The 23,745-nt window shown below is 44.6% G+C and carries 18 protein-coding genes and 1 pseudogene; 13 read left to right on the top strand and 6 right to left on the bottom strand.

All coding sequences use genetic code 11. The features are described from left to right. Positions 1 to 35: 35 nt before the first annotated feature. Together phoR and R7E78_RS07525 are read left to right on the top strand one after the other, a co-directional pair. Positions 36 to 1,334, top strand: coding sequence for a phosphate regulon sensor histidine kinase PhoR (phoR, locus tag R7E78_RS07530; protein ID WP_005383667.1), 1,299 nt, complete (start codon positions 36 to 38; stop codon positions 1,332 to 1,334). Continuing rightward, complete coding sequence (locus tag R7E78_RS07525; protein ID WP_053306547.1) at positions 1,334 to 2,293, top strand: PstS family phosphate ABC transporter substrate-binding protein; 960 nt, start codon at positions 1,334 to 1,336, stop codon at positions 2,291 to 2,293. The genes phoR and R7E78_RS07525 overlap by 1 nt, the downstream gene beginning before the upstream one ends. A 34-nt stretch (positions 2,294 to 2,327) precedes the next feature. Here R7E78_RS07525 and ppx read toward each other — a convergent pair whose 3' ends face one another. Next, positions 2,328 to 3,833, bottom strand: coding sequence for an exopolyphosphatase (gene ppx / locus R7E78_RS07520; protein WP_318057788.1), 1,506 nt, complete (start codon positions 3,831 to 3,833; stop codon positions 2,328 to 2,330). Beyond that, positions 3,817 to 5,907, bottom strand: a complete 2,091-nt coding sequence (gene ppk1 / locus R7E78_RS07515; protein WP_005381748.1) for a polyphosphate kinase 1 — start codon at positions 5,905 to 5,907, stop codon at positions 3,817 to 3,819. Before ppk1 ends, ppx begins: the two co-directional genes overlap by 17 nt. 207 nt (positions 5,908 to 6,114) lie before the next feature. Between ppk1 and R7E78_RS07510 the strand changes: the two genes are divergently transcribed. From R7E78_RS07510 to phoU, 5 genes and pseudogenes are all read left to right on the top strand, one after another. After that, positions 6,115 to 8,319, top strand: coding sequence for an ABC transporter permease subunit (locus R7E78_RS07510; protein WP_213898579.1), 2,205 nt, complete (start codon positions 6,115 to 6,117; stop codon positions 8,317 to 8,319). A gap of 30 nt (positions 8,320 to 8,349) precedes the next feature. Then, positions 8,350 to 8,581 (top strand): annotated as a pseudogene (locus R7E78_RS31180) (phosphate ABC transporter, permease protein PstA); the annotation flags it as partial. 128 nt (positions 8,582 to 8,709) lie between these two features. Beyond that, positions 8,710 to 10,023, top strand: a complete 1,314-nt coding sequence (gene pstA / locus R7E78_RS07505) for a phosphate ABC transporter permease PstA (RefSeq protein WP_411913753.1) — start codon at positions 8,710 to 8,712, stop codon at positions 10,021 to 10,023. 2 nt (positions 10,024 to 10,025) lie between these two features. After that, positions 10,026 to 10,844, top strand: coding sequence for a phosphate ABC transporter ATP-binding protein PstB (gene pstB, locus R7E78_RS07500; protein ID WP_005381745.1), 819 nt, complete (start codon positions 10,026 to 10,028; stop codon positions 10,842 to 10,844). Positions 10,845 to 10,874: 30 nt separating this feature from the next. Next, positions 10,875 to 11,573, top strand: coding sequence for a phosphate signaling complex protein PhoU (phoU, locus tag R7E78_RS07495; protein WP_005381744.1), 699 nt, complete (start codon positions 10,875 to 10,877; stop codon positions 11,571 to 11,573). A gap of 62 nt (positions 11,574 to 11,635) precedes the next feature. Here the strand turns inward: phoU and ppk2 are convergent, their stop codons facing one another. The 3 genes from ppk2 to R7E78_RS07480 form a co-directional block, all read right to left on the bottom strand. Then, positions 11,636 to 12,412 (bottom strand): polyphosphate kinase 2, encoded by a 777-nt coding sequence (gene ppk2 / locus R7E78_RS07490; RefSeq protein WP_170890783.1) that lies wholly within the window; start codon positions 12,410 to 12,412, stop codon positions 11,636 to 11,638. 70 nt (positions 12,413 to 12,482) lie between these two features. Further along, on the bottom strand, positions 12,483 to 13,226 hold the full coding sequence (locus R7E78_RS07485) for a copper homeostasis protein CutC (RefSeq protein ID WP_411913752.1): 744 nt from the start codon (positions 13,224 to 13,226) through the stop codon (positions 12,483 to 12,485). 283 nt (positions 13,227 to 13,509) lie between these two features. Then, on the bottom strand, positions 13,510 to 14,121 hold the full coding sequence (locus R7E78_RS07480; RefSeq protein WP_005381738.1) for a peroxiredoxin C: 612 nt from the start codon (positions 14,119 to 14,121) through the stop codon (positions 13,510 to 13,512). A 199-nt stretch (positions 14,122 to 14,320) separates the two neighbouring features. Between R7E78_RS07480 and R7E78_RS07475 the strand changes: the two genes are divergently transcribed. From R7E78_RS07475 to aceA, 3 genes are all read left to right on the top strand, one after another. Continuing rightward, positions 14,321 to 15,226 (top strand): hydrogen peroxide-inducible genes activator, encoded by a 906-nt coding sequence (locus R7E78_RS07475; protein WP_005383681.1) that lies wholly within the window; start codon positions 14,321 to 14,323, stop codon positions 15,224 to 15,226. A 606-nt stretch (positions 15,227 to 15,832) separates the two neighbouring features. After that, positions 15,833 to 17,461: a malate synthase A gene (gene aceB / locus R7E78_RS07470; protein WP_017820561.1), complete on the top strand. Its 1,629-nt coding sequence runs from the start codon at positions 15,833 to 15,835 to the stop codon at positions 17,459 to 17,461. A 120-nt stretch (positions 17,462 to 17,581) separates the two neighbouring features. Further along, positions 17,582 to 18,895, top strand: a complete 1,314-nt coding sequence (gene aceA / locus R7E78_RS07465) for an isocitrate lyase (protein WP_005381733.1) — start codon at positions 17,582 to 17,584, stop codon at positions 18,893 to 18,895. A gap of 123 nt (positions 18,896 to 19,018) precedes the next feature. Here the strand turns inward: aceA and R7E78_RS07460 are convergent, their stop codons facing one another. Continuing rightward, positions 19,019 to 19,468 (bottom strand): CBS domain-containing protein, encoded by a 450-nt coding sequence (locus R7E78_RS07460; RefSeq protein ID WP_318057785.1) that lies wholly within the window; start codon positions 19,466 to 19,468, stop codon positions 19,019 to 19,021. Between the two features lie 334 nt (positions 19,469 to 19,802). Between R7E78_RS07460 and R7E78_RS07455 the strand changes: the two genes are divergently transcribed. From R7E78_RS07455 to tgt, 3 genes are all read left to right on the top strand, one after another. Beyond that, positions 19,803 to 20,969 (top strand): trypsin-like serine protease, encoded by a 1,167-nt coding sequence (locus R7E78_RS07455; protein WP_042521159.1) that lies wholly within the window; start codon positions 19,803 to 19,805, stop codon positions 20,967 to 20,969. A gap of 268 nt (positions 20,970 to 21,237) precedes the next feature. Next, positions 21,238 to 22,290, top strand: coding sequence for a tRNA preQ1(34) S-adenosylmethionine ribosyltransferase-isomerase QueA (gene queA / locus R7E78_RS07450; protein WP_005381728.1), 1,053 nt, complete (start codon positions 21,238 to 21,240; stop codon positions 22,288 to 22,290). A gap of 147 nt (positions 22,291 to 22,437) precedes the next feature. Then, entirely contained in the window at positions 22,438 to 23,574 is a 1,137-nt protein-coding gene (gene tgt / locus R7E78_RS07445) for a tRNA guanosine(34) transglycosylase Tgt (RefSeq protein WP_186584453.1), read from the top strand. Positions 23,575 to 23,745: the final 171 nt, after the last annotated feature.

Genomic DNA, 23,745 nt, shown 5'->3' with positions numbered 1-23,745 from the left:
CACGCAGCTTATCGGTACCATTTCTGGAGTTATGAGTGGTTGAAAGATTAACGTGGAAAAAGCTGGCCTGGGAGCTGGCTTTTTTTTACACCCCATGGGTGATAGTAGGTTGGATATTCGGTTATATGCCGTGGTTGCTTTTGGCTGCTACGGCATTGCAGCTTGTGTGGCATTTGCATAACCAAGTACGTTTATCTTCTTGGTTATGGGATGAAAAACGCCTCACGCCACCATCTGGTAGCGGTAACTGGGAATCTTTGTTCAATGGGTTGTATCGCTTACAACAGCGCCAACGCCGCAAACGAAAAGAGCTTACTAATCTTATTCGTCGATTCCGAAATGGTGCAGAATCGCTACCCGATGCGGTAGTGGTATTCCGTGCTGAAGGTAATATTGTTTGGTGCAACAAGCTGGCTCAGCACTTACTGGGCTTTCATTGGCCAGAAGATTCAGGTCAACCTATCTCCAATCTCATTCGTACACCTGATTTTATCAAGTACCTCAACAAGAAAGACTTTTCAGAGCCATTAGAAATGCGTTCACCACTCAATGTCGAACGCATGCTAGAACTACGTATCGTACCGTATACCGAAGGTGAACATTTGATGGTGGTGCGTGATGTTAGCCAGTTAAAACAACTTGAGGGAATGCGTCGCAACTTCTTTGCCAACGTATCTCATGAACTGCGTACACCAATGACGGTGCTACAAGGTTATCTTGAGATGACAGAAGATCCTGATATGGTCGTGGGTCCAATGTGGAGCAAAGCTCATGGTGTCATGACGGAGCAGCTTAACCGCATGAACAGTTTGGTGAACCAACTACTGACACTATCTAAAATTGAAGCGGCACCTATGCATGAGCTTGAGGAAGTCGTGAATGTGCCCGCGATGCTTGAAGTGTTAGAAAAAGAGGCGGTTAGCCTTAGTGGGGACAACCAACATAAATTGAAATTTGATGTTGATGCTAGCCTACGCGTGCTGGGCGATGATGACCAGTTACGTAGTGCTATCTCTAACCTCGTTTATAATGCCGTCAAATACACACCGCCTGGTGCGAACATTAATGTTCGTTGGTTCCAGACCTCTCAAGGCGCATGCTTAGAGGTGGAAGATAGTGGTGATGGCATTGAACCTCAGCACCTCCATCGACTTACTGAGCGTTTTTATCGAGTGGATAAAGCAAGATCACGTGATACTGGTGGAAGTGGTTTAGGGCTAGCCATTGTAAAACACGCGCTGAGTCACCATGACTCTCATTTAGAAATTCACAGTGAAGTAGGTGTGGGCAGTAAGTTTTCTTTCGTATTGCCTGAGCGTTTGGTGGTGAAATAATGACTTTACGATTGGCAAAAACATTCAGTTTATTCGCGCTTGTTTGTTCTTTTATGGCTGGCGCTCAAGATAAACCATTGCCGACTTATCATAAAACGACGGGGATTGTCGGGAACTTGCTCTCTGTTGGCTCCGATACACTTGCGGGTATGACAACGCTTTGGGTTGAAGAGTTTAAATCCATTTACCCGAATATTAATGCGCAAGTCCAAGCGTCTGGCTCTTCTACTGCCCCTCCAGCATTGACCGAACAAACAGCTCAGTTTGGTCCCATGAGCCGCCCTATGCGTTTAAGAGAGGTTGAAGCGTTTGAACGTGAACATGGCTACAAGCCAACGGCGCTTAGGGTAGCCATCGATGCAATCGGTATTTTTGTTCATCAAGATAATCCAATTCAAGGTCTTAACTTTAGTCAATTAGATGCTTTGTTTTCTGCCACGCTACGCTGTGGTGAAAGTCAATTTGTAACAAACTGGCAGCAACTCGGTCTTGAATCACAGTGGGCAAAGCGAAACGTACAGTTGTTTGGTCGTAACTCCGTTTCTGGAACTTATGGTTACTTCAAAAGTAATGCCTTGTGTGGCGGCGATTTCAAGACTCGAGTTAACGAGCAGCCAGGCTCCGCGTCAGTTGTGCAAGCTGTAGCGTCAACCATCAGTGGAATTGGTTATTCCGGTGTCGGTTATCGAGTGGCAGGCGTGCGCTTAGTCCCTGTGGCTAAAATGGGAAATGACTACGTGACTCCAACGCGAGAACATATTGTTAGTGGTAAGTACCCACTATCACGTTACTTATATGTTTACGTGAATAAGCACCCTGATTACCCATTAACACCAATTGAAGCTGAGTTTATTCGCTTTATCTTTTCTGCTCAGGGACAAGCGTTGGTTGAGAAAGATGGTTATGTGCCCATTACGGCAGACTTTGCAGAAGAAGAGTTAAAAAAAGTCGGCCTGTAAGCCGACTTTTTATTTAGGTATGGACAGTACGAGATCAGAAAGTGAGTGTCCACTTCGCGCTGTCCCAACGTTCTTGTTCTTCCTGTAAATCCGCGTGAAGTAATTTATTGTTTTCTAGCCATGCTTCATCTGTGCAGGTGAGAATCCATTCGTCATTTTTGATAGATAAGGTGATATCAGGCAATGGATCTTCATTACGCTGCCCATTTAATACGATAGAAAGTCGTAATATTTTGATGAGGCTTATAATGTCACTCTGTTTATAGAGGTTGAAATCTGGTAGTTCTTGCAATTTGAGCGCTTTACGCTGGAAGCGAGCTAATGTTGCAAGCACTAATTGCTGCTCACGGTTGAAGCCTTGTAGGGTGGAGTGCAACAGAATATAAAAAGAGTGGCGATGGAAACTACGCAAGTTGATACTTAATCCGACTTCATGAAGCAACGCTGCCCATTCTAGTAAGTCAAATAACTCACTCTTTTTCTTAATGCCTAGTTCAGAGCGTACCTGACATAACATCTCACGTGCATGCCCCTTAACACGAGCGGCATGCTCTAAGTCGACTCGGTGCTTGTTGGCTAAATTTTCTGTGGTGCGCATGCGAATATCGGAGCGTGCAAAACGTTCTTCCATTTCGTACAACAGGCCTTCGCGTAGAGCACCATCGGAGAAAAACATTTGCTCAATGCGAAGCGCTTTGAAAATCGCGGACAAAATCGCTACGCCTGCTGCGAATACGGGTTTACGTTCTTCTGTTAGACCCGCCAGCTCAATATCTTCAATTGAATCAAATTTACACAGAGTTTCGATAAGTGTATCCAGTCGACTCGCTGTGATCAGGCCATCTTCAAAACCTAATCCTACTAGCACTTCTTGAATCGCTTTGATGGTTCCTGATGAGCCGAGAGCAATATCCCAGCCCTTTTTACGATATGTTGAAGCGATGGACTCGAGTTTTTGTTCGGCCGCTAACATCGCCTTACTGAAGTTTTTGCCTGACAGTTTGCCGTTTTTAAAGTATTGCTCTGTAAAACTGACACATCCCATCTGTTTACTGTTGAGAAGCTCAGGCTCAAATTCTTGTCCAATAATCATCTCGGTACTGCCGCCTCCGATATCGATGACTAGTTTGGAGTTGGATTCTACTTGAGTGTGCGCGACACCTAAGTAAATCAGGCGGGCTTCTTCTTCTCCGGGGATAATTTCTATTGGGAAAGGCATCACTTCTTTTGCACGCTCGATGAAAAGGTGGGCATTTTTAGCGCGTCTTAGTGTGTGTGTAGCGGCGATACGTACATTTGACTCATCAAGCCCTTGCAACCTTTCAGCGAACATGGCTAAGCATTTTAGTGCACGCTCCATTGCGGCGTGACTTAAGTTCAATTCACTGTCGAGTCCTGATGCTAAGCGAACACGTTGTTTATGACGACTAACCAGTTGTAGGTCACTGCCAACAACTTTGGCCACCACCATATGGAAACTGTTTGAGCCGAGGTCTATCGCGGCAATGTAGCGAGTATCTTGTTCAAGTATTTGAGGCATCTGAATTTTGTTTTCTAGTTTGCTTTTCTATATTTTTAAGATAGTCATAGATAGCGATTTGAGAGCGAACTTTTTTGCGATTACCTCGTGGTACGTAAGCGTTACTCATTTCTTTATCTATTAAACGAGCCTTTACTGTATCGGTAAAATGGATATTCGTTATATCAATAATTCTCTGTTTCAAACGTGGATCACGGACTGGTACTGCTACCTCGATACGGTGATCAATATTTCTTGTCATCCAGTCTGCGGAGGAGATATAAACTTGCGGATCGCCATCATTGTGGGTGATCACCACGCGAGGGTGCTCAAGAAAGCGGTCAACAATACTGATGATGCGAATATTGTCGCTGATCCCCTCAATGCCCGGTACTAATGAGCACATGCCTCGAATGATCATGTTTATTTTTACACCGGAAGTACTTGCTCCATACAGCTTATTGACGATGCCTTTATCGACTAGGTTATTGACCTTGATCGTAAGAGCGGCTTTTTTCCCTAGCTTGGCATTCGCAATTTCATTATCAATTAAGCGGTAGATTTGGGTTCGAGAATTACGAGGAGATACCATAAGGTGATTGAACTTCACTGGTCGGTATGGGTTCTCAATGTAACCGAAGACATTACGGACTTCATTAGTGATTTCTTGATCTGCCGTAAGAAGGGAGAAGTCGGTATAAATTCGTGCCGTCTTCTCATGGAAGTTGCCTGTGCCGATGTGTGCGTAGCGAATAATTTCTTCACCTTCGCGTCGGCTAATCATCAGTAGCTTTGAGTGAATCTTAAGACCAGGCGCACCAAAGATGACGTGCACACCCGCTTCGGTTAATACTTTTGACCATTCGATATTGGCTTCTTCATCAAAGCGAGCTTGCAGTTCGACGACCACAGTGACATTTTTGCCGTTGTGCACCGCATCAATTAAAGAGTTCATCAAGCGAGAATCTTTCGCGACGCGATAAATGTTAATCTTGATACTAAGTACTTTGGGATCGAAGGAGGCTTGGCGCACTAACTCACTAATGTGGTCAAAAGTGTGGTAGGGATAATAGAGCAGAATATCTTTCGCTTTAATCGCGTCAAAGCTGTTGGCATAACCTTCGAAATCGGCACATTTCATTGGCGGGAGAGGTTTATTTTCAAGATATTCTCGTCCAACATTTGGAAACCCGATGAAGTCTTTAAAGTTGTGATAGCGTCCGCCGGGGATAAGATTATCGTAGTTAGATATATTAAGTTTGTTACACAGAAATTCTAACATTTGAGGCGGCATATCGCGTTCGTAGACGAAGCGAACGGGCTTTGCTGTCAGTCGTTGATTGACACCCTCTGACATTTGTTCAAGCAAGCTGTACTCGATTTCGTTGCGTAAATCGTATTCAGCGTCACGCGTCATTTTCATCGCATAGCCGCTAAGCTCATCATAATCAAAAAAGCCTTTGAACAGCTCGTCCAAACAGTGGCGGATAATATTATCAAGTAAGATGATGGTTTTTCGACGCTTTCCTTTCTGTTCTGGTACCATCACAAAGCGGGGAAGGTGATCGGTCGGAATTTCGATCAGAGCGTACTGATAATGTTCTTCTTTACGCAGTTCTACGGCGATGTAAGCGTACTCGTCTTTGAGAAATTGCAGAACATCGATCTCGTCTTTCATTAGGAGGGGAGTGATATGCGGCATTACCTCTCTACGGAAGTATTTTGCGATCCACTTTTGTTGCGATTCATCCAGTTGTTGTTCGTTGACCAAGAAAATGCGACGTCGCGCCATTTCTCGAATCAATTCGCTGTAAAGCTCATCAAATTGTTCGTTAAGCTTTAGTGCTTTCGACTGCATTTTGGTCAACAGTCGTTTAGGGCTATCACTGCCACCGCGCTCTTGGCTGATTAGGATTCTGCGCTTCACGTCCGCAAAGCGTACTTTGTAAAATTCATCTAAATTGTTGGAAAAGATCCCAAGAAAGCGAATACGTTCGATCAAAGGGACGGTTTTATCGGCAGCTTCTTGTAATACTCGTTCGTTGAAAGACAACCAACTCAGTTCTTTTTCTATATAGAGTTTTTCTGCGCTCATAACCTTACCTAGCCAAAAGTGAAGTAATACGTACTCATCTTGGAAAAATGGATGAGTGAGAACATTATGAGATTTTCATTACAGATTTATTTCATACCACGCATTGCATAAGAGTTGTATTCTTTTCAGGTGTTTAATGTGATCTGTAATATAATTGTCATCTTAACGACATATTCTAGTACTAAGTCAAAAAAGGTAGAGATTTAAATGGCACAAGCCGAGTTTTCATTGCAGGAAAAAGATAAGAAACGACTGATAAAAGATCGTTTAGTTCGACTTGCAGTGACATCCGGTGGTGTCGGCGTACTCGCGGCGCTTATTTTGATCTTTGTCTACCTCGCCATGGTGATCATTCCGCTTTTTTCTGATGCGGAGATCAAAACCAACCAAGCCATTCGAGCCACTCATATTGAAACACCACTTGCGATTTCAGTGGATGATTACGCTCAGCTTGCGTTCGTCCTAACCCAAAGTGGTGAGATTCAATATTTGTCGATGGACGAGCCTACGAAACCTGCGGTGTATAAACAGCAAATCGTCCAGAAACCCGTCGCTTTCTCTCAATCTGCTCCTGGGCTAGGTTGGTATGGATTTGTTGATGGGCAGGGTAAAGCGAACCTTTTCAAGCCAGAATTTAATGCCACGTTGAGAGAAAATACACGTCCTCCGGAAGTGATTGAGCTAGACACCAGCATGGATCTGACACTAAGTACGCCTCAAGATCCTGTGACTCAGTTTGTATTTGCAGCTTCGACGCCCTTACCAACGATTGTTTGGCAGACGCAAAGCGGTGAAGTGAAAGCTCGCTGGCAAGTGGCTTCGTCTTTGGGTACGCCTCCTACAACGATCGATTTTACGTTCTCTTCAGGCTTTAATACGCCTCAGCAAATGTTGTTGACACCTGACGGTGAAACGCTTTATTTGCGCGATGGCTCTGAGTTGATCGTGTTAAAGAAAACCGCACGTAAATTTGCTGTGCGAGAGGTGGTCGACCTAACTCAAGGTGATAAGAAGCATTCCGTTCGTACGATAGACTTATTGGCTGGTGCTTACTCGCTTTTGGTGACGCACAACGATGGTCGGGTGTCGCAATGGTTTGATACGCTGCAAGAAGAAAAACGCACGTTAACGCATATTCGTGATTTTAAATTGGCATCAGAGCTTAAGTATTTGTTGCCGGATTCTCATCGAAAAGGATTTTATAGCTTTTACACCAACGGCACGCTGCAAAGCCATTATACAACCAGTGAAAAACTGGTGTTGTTTAAGCGTGCGTACCATCAAGCGCCTGCAATCGCAGCCATGTCTAACAATGAGCGCTACTTAATCACTTGGCAAAATAATGCGTTAAATGTTGCTGAAGTGGACAATGCCTATCCGGAAATTTCATTGTCCTCATTATGGCAAGAAGTGTGGTACGAAGGGTATCCTGAGCCTGAATTTGTGTGGCAATCGACTTCGGCGAGCGATAACTTTGAGGCTAAGTTCAGCCTAGTACCTATTGCATTTGGGACGATAAAAGCGGCGATGTTTGCGATGCTGTTTTCAGTGCCGCTCGCAGTGCTAGGTGCTATTTATACGGCTTACTTTATGTCGCCACGTATGCGTCGTGTCGTAAAACCGTCGATTGAGCTAATGGAAGCACTGCCGACGGTGATCATTGGTTTCCTCGCGGGGCTGTGGTTCGCGCCTATTGTCGAAGATCACCTGATTACCATCGTCGTTATGCTGTTTGTTTTGCCCTTGAGCACCATGATTATGGGCGGGCTATGGGCATTAATACCGCAACCTTTGCGGAATCGTCTGCCTAATGGTTGGCATGCTTTAGTGCTCATGCCTGTCATATTGGTACTGATTGGGCTTGGAGTGTGGATTTCGCCTACGATTGAGCAGACGTTCTTTGGTGGCGATATGCGCTTATTCTTAACCGAGCATGGTATTGGTTACGATCAACGCAATGCATTGGTGGTGGGGTTAGCGATGGGGTTTGCTGTTATCCCGACGATTTTTACCATTGCCGAAGATGCCATTTTCTCTGTACCGAAGCATTTATCGGATGGCTCTTTGGCATTAGGGGCCACGCCTTGGCAAACTTTAATCTATGTTGTCTTGCTTACTGCAAGCCCAGGTATTTTTTCTGCCATTATGATGGGCCTGGGACGCGCTGTTGGCGAAACCATGATTGTGTTAATGGCAACGGGCAATACGCCATTAATGGATTGGAATATTTTGGAAGGATTGCGCAGCCTGTCGGCGACCATCGCCGTTGAGTTGCCAGAGTCGGAAGTTGGAAGTTCGCATTATCGCCTGCTGTTCCTAGCTGCATTGATTTTGTTTGTGTTTACGTTTGCAGTAAACGCGCTTGCGGAGTGGGTTCGTCAGAGACTGAGAGATAAGTACCGTGCGTTGTAATAATGGTTTGAATAAAGAGCGAGTAATAACGTGTTAAATTGGATTCGTTCTGGCGCACCGTGGATATGGCTAACAGGCGGTGCAGTCAGCATCAGTTTGTTGTCGGTATTAGGGTTGTTACTCCTTATCGGCTGGAAAGGCCTAACTTACTTTTGGCCAGCGCCCTTGTATCAGTGGAATGTTGCAGCGCTGACACCTGTACAAGGCGAAGTGCTACATGAAAATACTATTCTGATTGGTCAAGTGTATGAGCGCAGCTTTGTACCGAAGAGTTATTTGCCTGAAAGCGCAGCACAACAGTTAGAAGACGATGAAGATTTTGCCACGCGACTCAGTATCAAAATCGCCAACCGAGAGTTGTATCCCGCCGATTTTATCTCCGTATTGCAAATGCAGTTGGATGAGCACACGACGCCAGAAGAGTGGGCGGTGATAGAGCGCAGTAGCGGTGGTTATTTCTTTGGTAAGCTGGTGGCGTTTCAAGATGGCGATAATATATACACCAGTGATATTCAATCGGTACTAAATAAAAAGCTTGATGATGCAGAAACTCTGCGCCATGAGATTGATTCTTTGGTGGTCGATCAGCTCAAAGAGCTTGGTTGGAAGCTAGAGCAGTTGCGATTAGAAAAGCGCAAGCATGAATTGAATGACACGCTGACAGAAAGCTTCTTAAAGGAAAATCAGACGAAAAAAGAGCAGATAGAAAAAGCGCTTGCGACGTTAGATTTGCAACTTGATGGTTTACGACTTCAGCTCTCTGACTACGCCTTGATTGCCGAGGATATGACCGGGTTACAAGTATCGATTCCGCTCGAAGACATTTTGGACTACTGGTATCCAAACCAAATGTCACTGCCTGATAAAGTCATGCATTGGGGAAAACAGGTTTGGAAGTTTTTATCTGAAGATCCAAGAGAGTCTAACTCCGAAGGAGGCGTGTTCCCTGCGATATTTGGTACGGTTTTCTTAGTACTCATCATGTCGATCATTGTGATGCCACTCGGGGTGATCGCCGCTATCTATCTACATGAATACGCTAAGAATAACGCTCTAACCAGAGTTATTCGTATTGCGGTTATAAACCTAGCGGGTGTTCCATCGATTGTTTATGGCGTGTTTGGTTTAGGTTTCTTCGTTTATACGATTGGTGCCTCTATCGACAACGTATTCTATGCGGAGAAGCTACCGGCACCAACCTTTGGTACGCCGGGTTTGTTATGGTCTGCACTAACTCTTGCCGTGCTGACGCTTCCAGTTGTGATTGTGACGACAGAAGAAGGTTTAACTCGTATTCCGAGCTCAGTACGACATGGTTCTCTGGCGCTTGGTGCAACTCAGTTCGAAACACTATGGCGTGTGGTTTTACCTATGGCGACGCCAGCTATTATCACAGGTTTGATCCTTGCGATTGCACGTGCAGCTGGCGAAGTAGCGCCACTGATGCTGGTGGGGGTCGTGAAATTGGCATCCAGTTTACCGGTTGACGGACAATTCCCTTATGTGCATTTGGATAGAAAGTTCATGCATTTAGGTTTTCACATTTACGATGTTGGCTTTCAAACCTCCAACATCGAAGCGGCGCGACCATTAGTTTATGCTACCTCTTTCTTACTCGTGACAGTGATTGTCGGGCTAAACTTAACAGCAATCAGTATTCGCAATAATTTACGAGAAAAATACAGAACGTTAGGACAAGATTAAGTATGTTTAATTTTGATAGTACATTAGGTTATGAGCCACCATTGGATGTTCATAATTTAACGGATGAACAAACAGCCATCTCAATCGAGAACCTTAATCTGTTCTATGGTCAAACTCAGGCGCTGCATGATATTTCGATGCGAATTCCCAAAGGGCGAGTCACCGCTTTTATCGGTCCTTCAGGGTGTGGAAAGTCGACGTTATTACGTTGCATCAATCGCATGAACGACTTAGTGGAAGGGTGTCGAGTCACAGGCAAAGTGCGTCTCCATGGCAAGAATGTTTATCATCCTAATGTCGATGTTGCGACACTTCGACGCCGAGTGGGGATGGTGTTTCAAAGACCCAATCCATTTCCTAAGTCTATTTATGAAAATGTAGTTTATGGCTTACGCTTACAAGGTGTAAAAAACAGCCGCAGTTTAGATGACGCAGTGGAGCGATCCTTGCGCTCGGCGGCGTTGTGGGATGAGGTAAAAGACCGCTTGCATGAGAACGCATTTGGTTTATCTGGTGGTCAGCAACAGCGCTTGGTCATTGCGCGTGCGGTGGCGATTGAGCCGGAAGTCCTGTTATTGGACGAGCCAACATCAGCGTTGGATCCAATCTCAACTTTAACTATTGAAGAGCTTATCAATGAGCTGAAGACTCAATATACTGTCGTTATCGTTACCCATAACATGCAACAAGCGGCGAGAGTGAGCGATCATACTGCATTCATTCATATGGGTAAGTTAATTGAATACTCTGACGCGGACTCGATCTTCACTTCGCCAATGAAGAAACAGACCGAAGATTACATTACGGGTCGCTACGGTTAAGTCGCGACTCTATACGGAATAAGGAACATCATGCACTTTGGACGTCATATTTCAGGACAATTTAACGTAGAGCTAGAATCGATTCGTACTCATGTATTAACCATGGGTGGCTTGGTAGAACAGCAGCTTTCGTATGCTATTCAAGCCTTGCATAAAGAAGACATCGAACTGGCGCGTAAGGTTGTGCGTGACGATCATAAAGTGAATGCGATGGAAGTCTCGATCGATGACGCTTGCACACGCATTATTGCTAAGCGTCAGCCAACGGCAAAAGACTTGCGCTTAATTATGGCTATCATCAAAACGATCACTGATTTAGAACGTATCGGTGACGTGGCGACACGTATTGCTTACGTTGCCATTGAAAGCCCATCATCAAAAGAACGACAATTCCAAGTGTCGTTAGAGCCTCTCTGCCGTCAGGCAATTAATATGCTGCATCAGGTTTTAGACGCGTTTGCCCGTATGGATGTAGAAGCGGCAGCAGAGGTGCACAAACAAGATGACAAACTAGACGCCGAGTATGAAGCGGTGATTCGTCAGTTGATGACATACATGATGGAAGATCCAAAAAATATCCCTAATATTCTGCAAGTGATGTGGTCTGCACGCGCGATTGAACGCGTGGGGGACCGCTGCCAGAACATCTGTGAATACATTATTTACTTTGTGAAAGGGAAAGATGTACGCCACCTAGGTGATCAAAGTATTGATGACGTACTGAAGTAACTGACTTCAACAAATAGACCAGCTTTTAGGCTGGCCTATTTATTAGAGAGAAGGAAAGCACGTCAATATTTATCAGGAACGAAGGTCTGATCATCAATGGGCGCTCTGACGTAACCTTCTTTATTGAGTTCAGGTAATTCGATGGGTGAGTACTCAAGTGCTTTGTAGTCAACCTGGCTTAGTAAATGACTGATACAGTTCAAGCGCGCTTTCTTTTTGTCATCAGAAGGGACGACCCACCAAGGGCAGTTTTTCGTGTCTGTATAGGCAAACATCTTATCTTTTGCTTCCGAATACTCCGCCCAGCGATGACGTGACTCTAAATCCATTGGGCTGAATTTCCAACGTTTGATCGGCGTATTAATTCGACCTAGAAAACGTTTTTCCTGCTCTTCGTCTGAAACCGAAAACCAATACTTAATCAGAATAATCCCAGATCGTTGCAACATTCTCTCGAATTCAGGGCAAGAGCGTAAAAACTCCTCGTATTCGTCTGGAGTACAGAACCCCATGACTTTTTCGACACCTGCTCGGTTATACCAACTTCGGTCAAATAAAACGATTTCACCAGCAGATGGTAAATGAGCGACGTAACGTTGGAAGTACCATTGCGTTTTTTCTTTTTCTGTCGGTGCAGGCAGAGCCACTACGCGACAAACACGCGGGTTTAGCTTTTCTGTAATTCGCTTTATCACTCCGCCTTTGCCCGCAGCATCACGTCCTTCAAACAGAACCACCACTTTTAACCCTTTGTGTTTGACCCACTCTTGAAGTTTTACGAGCTCAACTTGAAGGTTTTTGAGCTCCTTTTCGTATTCCTTTTTCTTCAATTTAGACATACACATTTCCTCACTCCTTGATAAACAATATGTTAGCACTCAAAAGCTATGCGCGTGAGGTTACGGTGGTCTATTTGAGAGCTGCTACGACATCGGTAATGGCTTGTGTACTTGTGATGGGGATTAAAAAATCATCGACATCGGATGCGCCCATTTTGCTTTGTTCAGCAACAAAGGTCATTTGGCTAGGGCGTGTGGTTTTGCCTGACAGATGGATTTCAGGAACTTGAGTGTCTTCTACTAGCTCACGTACGTTACTCGCATTAACGCCAGCACCCGCCATGATTGCTATGCGTCCTTGGGCTTGCTTAACCAAAGCTCTAAGCACATCGATCCCTTGTGGTGCTGAAGGCGCAAGACCGGAGGTTAAAATACGTTCACAACCTAAGCTGATCACTTCTTCCAAAGCTTTTTCAACGTCACGACACTGGTCAAAGGAACGATGGAAGGTCACGCCTAAGCCAAGCGCTTGAGCAAATTCACACAGCGCAGCCGCGTAAGGCATATGAATATCACCGTCTTGAGTGAGCACGCCGAACACGACACCGCTCAAGCCTGATTGGTGAGCTGCTTCAATATCCCAACGCATCATTTCGATCTCTTCTTCATTGTAGAAGAAGTCACCTTGGCGTGGGCGGATCATGGCATAAACTGGAACACTAGAAAGCTTAGCCGCTTGCTGCATAAAGCCATAACTGGGTGTTAGTCCGCCTAAAGCCAAAGAGGAGCAAAGTTCAATCCGAGTGGCGCCGCCAGCAATGGCGTAGTGCAGAGATTCAATATTATCAATACAGACTTCTAGGTGAGTAACCACGTTCATTCATCCTGCTAACGTTACAAATAAGTGTTGTGGCTAAGATATTAACAGGGCCAGTAAGCAGAATCTGTATGGAGGGGATGATAAATAGAGGTAAAGTTTACGCTAAAGCGTTACCTCATTTTGGCGGTTTATCTGAAGGAAAAAGAAAGCCCAGAGCAGAGGCTCTGGGCTTTGATAGGACTTTACTTAGACTGATTGGCGTTTGCGGTTTTCCGCATTAGCTTATTGCTTTATATACATCCAACCATCACACCCGTTGAGCTAGGGTGAAGGTCTATTATTTTTTGCCTAGGTCAGCTGCGTGCTCAGATAGGAACGCTGCAACACCTTTTGGAGATGCGTCCATACCTGCTTTACCTTCTTCCCATTGTGCAGGACATACTTCGCCGTGCTTCTGGTGGAAGTTAAGAGCGTCAACCATGCGTAGCATTTCGTCGATGTTACGGCCTAGTGGTAGGTCGTTAACTACTTGGTGACGTACAACGCCTTCTTCGTCGATTAGGAAAGAACCACGGAAAGCAACGCCTGCTTCTGGGTGCTCAACGTCGTAAGCTTTACAGATTTCGTGCTTAACGTCAGCAACTAGTGGGTACTTAACTTGACCGATACCGCCATCTTCGATAGCAGTGTTACGCCATGCGTTGTGAGAGAACTGAGAATCGATAGAAACACCGATTACTTCAACACCTTTAGCTTGGAAGTCAGCTAGACGGTTGTCGAATGCGATTAGCTCAGATGGGCAAACGAAAGTGAAATCTAGTGGGTAGAAGAATACTACTGCTTTCTTACCTTTAGTGAACTCTGCAAAGTTGAAGTTTTCAACGATTTCACCGTTACCTAGAACAGCTGCTGCAGTAAAATCAGGGGCTTGACGACCTACTAGTACCATTTTTTTGCTCCTAAAAAGTATGGTTAGCTCCAAACCGAATTCAGTTGTGTCGGTTTGGTTCGTGTTTGTACGAGACAAACTATAGTACAGATTGTAGTATTGAAAAAAGCGAAATAAATAGATTGAGTTAATCGAAAAAAACGATAATAACAAAACTCTTAACTCGATCACTGGAACGGCGGTAGATACAAATACAATTATGAATAAATGGCCCAGTTTGAAGCAGTTACACTATTTAGTCACACTGCATGAAACAAGACATTTTAGTGACGCTGCAGAGCGTTGTTTTGTCAGTCAGTCGACTTTAAGTAAGGGTATTCAAAACTTAGAGGAATTGATAGGTTGTCCCTTATATGAAAAGAAAGATAAGAAAAGTCCACTGGTTTTTACCCAAACAGGAGAAATGGTAGTAAAGCAGGGGCGAGAGCTGTTAGCAAAAGGGCAAGATTTGGTCGAGCTTGGACGTATGTGCCAAGGCGACGATATGCAAGGCCAGCTAAAAGTAGGATGTATACCAACAATTGCTCCGTTTTTACTGTGTGATTTGGTACAAGAGGTGAACTACCGTTTTCCACAACTGAATCTTTTATTAAGAGAAGACACGACGACAAACTTACTTCAAGCGCTCAGACATGGTGAGCTGGATGTGCTTATTTTAGCGTTACCAGTCGAAATTGATGGGATGGAAAGCCGAGTAGTGGGTAAGGATCCGTTTCGAATGGTTATAAGCGCTAATCAAGCCCAATCGGTCCCTGTGCCGATTCGTTACGCGGATTTACCTGACGAATCCGTCTTTCTACTAGAGAAAGAACATTGCTTAACGGAACATGCGGTATCAGCGTGTAAATTAACAGACAAAGAAAAAATCAATCCGTTTACGGCAACCAGCCTCCATACACTGGTGCAAATGGTTGCGAATGGTTTGGGAACAACGTTCATTCCTCAAATGGCTATCGACCATGGCTTGCTGCATAACCAGAATTTAGTCGTGATCGATCCTCCTGGTAAACAAGCTTATCGCGAAATCGGCTTAGTTTGGCGTCCGAGCTCGTCAAGAACGAAAACATTTAATCAACTTGCAGAAGTCGTTTCAGAGCTGCTTTAGCTATTAGTATTAGCCCTTACTTCTCCATTATTTATCTAAAAGCGCACTGGAAACAGTGCGCTTTCTAGTATTTTATTCTGTTGGTAAACTTTGACTTGTAAAATTTTACAGCTCTTCTTTGATGAAGCTTTCATAAAATAGTGAAATTTCACAATGTTAATTTTACACAAAGCCCTGCATACCTTGTTTGACCCCTGTTTAAATCCATCTCTTCAGCCCTTGTGAATACAAGGTGTTTGTTTACCAGTCTATATTCATACGCTTGTTTGAAATGATAAAACGACTTTAAATTTAATGTAATTTTATTACGTAATAACTTACAAAATAAGGCGCTTGATAGATGGTTTTTACCTTGCGGAATAAAACTTTGAATTTTCTGTTTTGTTTATATTGGGGGTTTCACTAAACTCTTTGTTGATATAGCTTATTTAAAGGCCGATACGACTTATGTCTAGATTGAAAATACACGTAGCATTACGCAATCTATCGGCATGGCTAGACGAGTTGAACACAAAGTTAAAGGATGTAATTTGTTGTTCATAACTTACAAATGTAGCTTTACGCTGACTGCCCAAGATTGATAAAGCACGTTAAGGATGAATAATTATGCTTGCTCAGACAGAACAAAAAACACAACAACTAAAGCAAACCCAAGGCATGCTTGAGGTGAATGGAGTCGTTGCTCCAGAACATCAAGCAATTTTCCCTGTTGAAGCCCAAACCTTTTTATCTCTACTGTGTGAAAAATTTGCCGGACGTGTTGAACAGTTGCTGGAAGCAAGAGAAGAGAAGCAAGCACGTATTGATGCTGGTGAGCTACCAGATTTTCTACCAGAGACACAAGACATCCGTGAAGGAAGTTGGAAGATCCTAGGAATCCCACAAGATCTGCAAGATCGCCGTGTGGAGATTACCGGACCAACTGACCGCAAGATGGTGATTAACGCACTGAATGCGAATGTAAAAGTGTTCATGGCAGACTTCGAAGATTCAATGTCTCCAGCATGGAGTAAAGTGCTGGATGGTCAAATTAACTTGCGCGATGCTGTTAATGGCACCATCAGTTACACCAATCCTGGCAATGGCAAACATTATCAGCTGGAAGATGACCCAGCGGTGTTGATCTGCCGTGTTCGCGGCCTTCATTTAAAAGAAAAACACGTTACGTGGCACGGTCAGATCATTCCAGGTGCGCTATTCGATTTCGCTCTGTATTTCTATAACAACTACAAAGCGTTACTTCAAAAAGGCAGCGGCCCTTATTTCTACCTTCCAAAACTGCAATCGCATCACGAAGCGAAGTGGTGGAGCGAAGTGTTCCATTTCACGGAAGACTATTTCGGTTTGGATACAGGCACCATCAAAGCGACTGTGCTGATTGAAACCTTACCAGCGGTATTCGAAATGGACGAGATTCTGTTCTCGCTTAAAGAACACATCGTTGGTTTGAACTGTGGTCGCTGGGATTACATCTTTAGCTATATCAAAACATTGAAAAAACACTCAGACCGAGTACTGCCAGATCGCCAAGTGGTAACGATGGACAAGCCATTCTTAAACGCTTACTCGCGATTATTGGTACGTACTTGCCATAAACGAGGTGCTTTCGCGATGGGAGGAATGGCCGCATTTATCCCAGCTAAAGACCCGAAAGAGAATCAAAAAGTATTAGACAAGATCCAGACTGACAAATCGTTAGAAGCTAACAACGGCCACGACGGTACTTGGGTGGCTCATCCAGGTTTGGCTGACACTGCTATGGAAGTCTTTAGTGCTGTGCTGGGTGAACGCACCAACCAGTTGGATGTGAGCCGTGCAGAGGATGCGCCTATTACAGCAGCTGAACTGCTTGAGCCTTGTGAAGGCGAGCGCACTGAAGGCGGAATGCGCCACAATATTCGCGTTGCGCTGCAATACATCGAAGCTTGGATTTCTGGCAATGGTTGTGTGCCGATTTACGGACTGATGGAAGACGCAGCAACGGCAGAAATCTCACGCGCCTCTATCTGGCAATGGATTCAACACGGCAAGTCGCTAGACAACGGATTAAAGGTCACTAAAGAGCTGTTCGAGCTCTATCTCAAAGAGGAGATTGAAGTCGTGAAGCAAGAAATTGGCGAGCAGCGCTACCATGCGGGTCGATTTGAAGAAGCAGCAGACTTAATGGCAAGGCTCACGACGAGCGATGAACTGACCAACTTTTTGACAGTTCCTGGTTATGACTACCTGGATTAATAAAGAATAACTGTAACACCAATAACGTGAAGGATTTTCAAGGCAGATAGGGAAGTACTGCCTGAGAACGGAAACTCAACGCACACGCATAAAGTGCAAATTATAAAGAGGGATAGACCAATGACTAACTTAACTCGCCGCCAACAAATTGAAGCTCTGGAAAAAGACTGGGCAACTAATCCACGCTGGAAAAATGTGAAGCGTACTTACACTGCCGAGGAAGTGGTGGAACTGCGTGGCTCTATGGTGCCTGCAAACACAATTGCACAACGTGGTGCAGACAAACTTTGGTCACTGGTCAACGGTAGTGCGAAAAAAGGTTACGTAAACTGTCTTGGTGCGCTAACGGGTGGTCAAGCCGTTCAACAAGCTAAGGCAGGTATTGAAGCGATCTATCTGTCAGGCTGGCAGGTAGCGGCGGATAACAACACCGCTTCGACGATGTATCCAGACCAATCTCTTTACCCAGTAGATTCTGTACCGTCAGTAGTAAAACGCATCAACAACTCATTCCGTCGTGCAGACCAAATTCAGTGGGCTGCTGGTAAGACGCCTGAAGATGAAGGTGGTATTGATTACTTCCTTCCTATCGTAGCGGATGCTGAAGCGGGCTTTGGTGGTGTGCTTAACGCTTACGAACTAATGAAATCGATGATCGAAGCCGGTGCCGCGGGCGTTCACTTTGAAGACCAGTTAGCATCGGTGAAAAAGTGTGGTCATATGGGTGGTAAGGTATTAGTTCCTACGCAAGAAGCGGTACAAAAGCTCGTTGCAGCTCGTTTGGCTGCTGACGTAGCGGGAACAACAACATTAGTTATTGCTCGTACTGATGCGAATGCGGCGGATCTCATTACTTCAGATTGCGACCCATATGATAAAGACTTTATTGAAGGTGAGCGTACTCAAGAAGGTTTCTACCGCGTTCGCGCGGGTATCGACCAAGCGATTTCTCGCGGTCTGGCTTACGCACCATATGCAGACTTGATTTGGTGTGAAACGGCTACGCCATGTTTGGAAGAAGCACGTAAGTTTGCAGAAGCAATTCACGCTGAATACCCAGATCAATTGTTGGCGTACAACTGCTCGCCTTCATTCAACTGGGAGAAAAACCTAGATGCAGAAACCATTGCTAAGTTCCAACAAGAGCTTGCAGACATGGGCTACAAGTACCAATTCATCACGCTAGCAGGCATTCACAACATGTGGTTCAACATGTTTGAACTGGCACACGCTTACGCTCAAGGTGAAGGTATGCGTCATTATGTTGAGAAAGTTCAGCGTCCTGAATTCCAAGCGGCTGAAAAAGGTTATACGTTTGTTGCGCACCAACAAGAAGTAGGTACAGGTTACTTCGATAGAATGACCAATACTATCCAAGGTGGTAACTCTTCAGTGACAGCATTGACAGGTTCGACCGAAGAAGACCAATTCTAATTGGCAGAGAAACACTTCCTTAATCAGCGTCAGTAATGGCATTTTGAGCGGCAACCCTGCCGCTCTTTTTTCGTTTAACCGGTGTAAAAAAGAAACTTACAACAAAGAGAATACGCTTGCGTACTACTCTTTCTGCTCGATTTCTTCAGGTTCCACTTCTTCTTGTAGTTCCAATAAGTTAATCGCAATCGTCACGAAGTCACTATCAGTAATAATGCCGACCAATCGACCTTTGGTGACAACAGGTAGACAGCCAACTTTATGCTTTTGCATATAGATAGCGCTCTCTTTGAGCCCCGCGATAGGCTCTGCCGTCATGATGTTGGTGTGCATCATTTCGTAGAGCGGTGTGTCTAAAGTAAAAGATTGTTCAGCCTCATCTGGGTGCAAGCTCGATTCTTGAGCAGCAAGAATGTCGCGTTGAGTCACCAAGCCTTGTAAGTGGTTATTGGCATCAACAACCGGAATGTGTCGAATATCAAGCGCATCCATCATGCTTTTTGCATCACGCAAGGTGTGCGTGCGCAGTAAGGTATGAGGATTACGAGTCATCATGTCTTCAACCTTGATCATAGAGACCTCCAGCGGCATTGTCCTTCTCTTAAATATAGAGAATATTTTTCTGTATATCTGGGAGCTAACTCGTTTTTCATCAATTAAATAGCACAATGCTGATGGGCTGCGTAATCTGTGTTTTATTGGTGTTTTATTGGTGTTTTATTGGTGTTTTTATTAATTTGAATAAGTCGGTTTGTGTGCGAGTCAGTTGGCATTTTTAGTTGATATTGAATGTGTTCCCAAGGTAATCCAATGAATTGAATCGCACATTTTTATTCGCTGGATTTTCCAAGATTCTTCTCTCGAAGAAGATACGTCCAGGCTTACCAAATTGAAGACAGCAACCTAGATGAAACGAACAACGTGTAACAAACTTATTGCGCTGGCAGTGGCGGCATTCAGTGTGCCATCAACACAGGCGATTGTGTTAGGAGATGAACAAACCGATCCTGTTGACCGCGTTACTTTGCGAGCAAGTAATATGGCAGAGTTTCCGCTGTGTGGTGGAACGATGCTGACAGAGCAATGGGTACTGACTGCGGCGCACTGTGTGGTGATGGGACAAGGAACCAATGAAGCAACCTACTATGTGACCCCGCCGGGTGAGCTGTCGGTGAATGCGAATGTGTATGAACTTAATTCTGCAGGGCTTGATAACTTCTATCCGGTGTCTCACGTTGTGGTTCATCCGGATTACACCCGGATTTCAAAAGCTGAGACCGACAGTAATGGCAACGTGAAACCTATCCAAACCGGTTTAGATTCAGACATCGCGTTGCTGTATCTCACGCGCCCAGTGGCAAACGCGAGCTTTGCTGACCTAGCGAGTAAAGTTGACATGGAGAGTATCGAAGCACGTTTGGCGGCGGACTGGAACGATAATTACCTGACCAATCAACGTGTCGAAAATGTGCAAGTGTTTGGATGGGGGGCTACTCAGCCGGATGCTTCTGAACCTTCTAATACGCTCAAAACCACCATTAGCACATTTTTGCCCATCGACAAATGTTATGAGCGTTTAGAAATTGGCAGCAGTTTTCCGGGGATCATTGATTCAAGAGACAACCAAACCAAAATTTGTACGCTACCAACACAAAACCATGTATTGGAGCCGGATAGCCATACCCAATATGGCAACTCTGCATGTAAAGGTGACAGTGGTGGCCCGTTGGTCGATGTGGCGACCGGCAAACAAATTGGTATTGTTAGTGGCGGCCCTCTTATTCTACCAACGTGTGGCTCTTTGACGATCCCAAGTTTCTATACCAAGGTGAGCCACTATTACGACTGGGTACAGTCTTACATCACTGCCGATGCGCCACCAAGTCGTTACATCATTGCGCCGAATTTTATCAAAAGTGCTAACAATGAAAGTGGTGACAATAAAGAGTGTCACGATGGCATTGCGACCAATAACTGTGATTTCAAAGGCTCAGATGATGAAGGTGGCAGTCTAGGGTTTTGGTTATTGGGTTTATTCGTGCCGTTATTCTTGTGGCGAAAGCGTGAGGTTTGATAGCGCGATTGGAATGCCAAACTAATAAGCAGCGGTATACGTTGCTTTGCTTTTTTCATGTTCTCTCTTTGGGGCTCAAATTAAAAATAGTGCCAAGTAATCGAGGCTTTTCACGTTTTATTACACTCTTCACCATGGCTTTTACTGCTATATTCTGGTGATTTGCTTGCTATTGCAGCATGTAAACATATACTAGTCTGCTGCGAAAAACTCGTCGCAATTTTATCGTCGCCTAGACGTGATTTGACCAATAGATAAGACAAGTAACATGCAAGTATCAGATTTCCATTTCGACCTTCCAGATGAACTCATCGCTCGCTACCCTCAACCAGAGCGTACCGCTAGCCGACTGCTGCAAATGGACGGCAATACCGGAGAGCTCATTGATGGCACATTTACTGATGTATTGGGCCAAGTTCAACCCGGTGACTTAGTGGTGTTTAATAATACTCGTGTTATTCCTGCTCGTCTTTTTGGCCGCAAGGAATCGGGCGGTAAATTAGAAGTGCTAGTGGAGCGCATGTTGGATGAGAAAAGCATCCTCGCGCACGTTCGTTGCTCTAAATCACCAAAACCAGGTACAACCATTATTGTTGGCGAGAATGATGAATATTCAGCAGAAATGGTTGCACGCCATGATGCTTTATTTGAACTGAAATTTAGTTCTGATAAGACGGTACTAGAAATTCTGGAAGAAATCGGCCATATGCCGCTTCCTCCTTACATCGACCGTCCAGACGAAGATGCAGATAAAGAGCGTTACCAAACGGTATATAATCAAAAGCCAGGTGCGGTTGCGGCACCAACAGCGGGCCTTCACTTTGATGATGTTCTCTTGGAGAAAATCAAAGCGAAAGGTGCAGAGTTTGCTTACGTTACTTTGCACGTTGGGGCGGGTACATTCCAGCCAGTAAAAGTGGAAAATATCAACGATCACCACATGCATGCCGAGTACGTAGAAGTACCGCAAGAAGTCGTCGAAGCAATTAAAGCGACGAAAGCGCGTGGCGGACGAATTATTGCTGTTGGTACCACATCTGTGCGTTCACTTGAAAGTGCAGCGCAAGATGCATTGCAAAAAGGGACTGAGCTGGCCCCATTCTTTGGCGATACAGAAATCTTTATTTTCCCTGGTTACGAATATCAGTTGGTGGATTGCTTGATCACAAACTTCCACTTGCCTGAATCAACACTGATCATGTTGGTGAGTGCATTTGCTGGATACGAGAACACCATGAATGCTTACAAACATGCGGTGGAAAACAAATACCGTTTCTTCTCGTATGGCGATTCAATGTTCATCAAGAAGAAAACGGCGTAGTTAAAAATAGATTTACGAGTGCTAGCAGTAAGCTAGGAAATAAAGCATCCATTGCTTTGTCTCTCGCAAGGAAAAGCGACCGCTCCTTAAAGTAGGGTAGAGCCCTAAACACTCAGTCAGACTGTTTCTCTGACACCCGGAGGCATCGTGAAATTAAAATTCGATCTTAAGAAGAAAAACGGCAATGCACGTCGTGGTCAACTGACTTTCGAACGCGGCACTGTTCAAACTCCTGTGTTCATGCCAGTAGGTACTTACGGTACCGTTAAAGGTATGACACCAGAAGAAGTAAAAGGTACTGGTGCAGAAATTCTGCTAGGTAATACGTTCCACCTGTGGCTACGTCCTGGTCAAGAAGTGATGAAAATGCACGGTGACCTGCACGATTTTATGAACTGGCACGGTCCTATTCTTACTGATTCAGGCGGCTTCCAAGTATTCAGCCTTGGTAAGATGCGTACGATCACTGAAGAAGGTGTCCATTTTCGTAACCCAGTAAACGGTGACAAGATTTTCATGGACGCAGAAAAGTCGATGGAAATTCAAAAAGACCTGGGCTCTGACATCGTTATGATTTTTGACGAGTGTACGCCTTACCCAGCGACACACGATGAAGCGAAGAAATCGATGGAAATGTCATTACGCTGGGCACAGCGTTCACGTGACCATTTCGAGAAGCTAGAAAACCCGAACAACCTATTTGGTATTGTTCAAGGTGGTGTTTACGAAGATTTACGTGATGTGTCGGTAAAAGGTCTAACGGAAATCGGTTTTGACGGTTACGCGGTTGGTGGTTTGGCAGTAGGTGAGCCTAAAGAAGACATGCACCGTATTCTTGAGCATACTTGTCCTCAACTTCCTGAAGACAAACCTCGCTACTTGATGGGCGTAGGTAAGCCAGAAGATTTGGTTGAAGGTGTTCGTCGTGGTATCGACATGTTTGACTGTGTAATGCCAACGCGTAACGCACGTAATGGTCACTTATTTGTGACTGGTGGTGTGATCAAGATCCGTAATGCGAAACATAAAACGGATACAACACCATTGGATCCGCATTGTGACTGTTACACTTGTCAAAACTACAGCAAGTCGTACCTTCACCATTTAGAGCGTTGTAATGAAATCTTAGGCGCTCGCTTGAATACAATCCATAACCTGCGTTACTACCAGCGTCTGATGGAAAGCATTCGTAAAGCAATTGATGAAGATCGCTTCGATGAATTTGTTACTGAGTTCTATGAGCGTCGTGGCCGTGAAGTGCCACCACTAGCAAAAGAGCAGTAATTGAAAAACTAAAAGAATTAAAGCCTTTGGTATGTCGCCAGAGGCTTTTGCTAATAAAGTAGGCTAACGCACGTTATTTTTGAGAGAGCGATCTCTATTAGTTACTCTCAGACTTGAATCTAAAATGCGAAAGCCCAATTTGTTTGATTATCAATAAAATATAATGAGGAT

The organism is Vibrio sp. YT-19(2023) (assembly GCF_033337395.1).
This window is presented reverse-complemented; position numbering and strand designations above follow the sequence as displayed.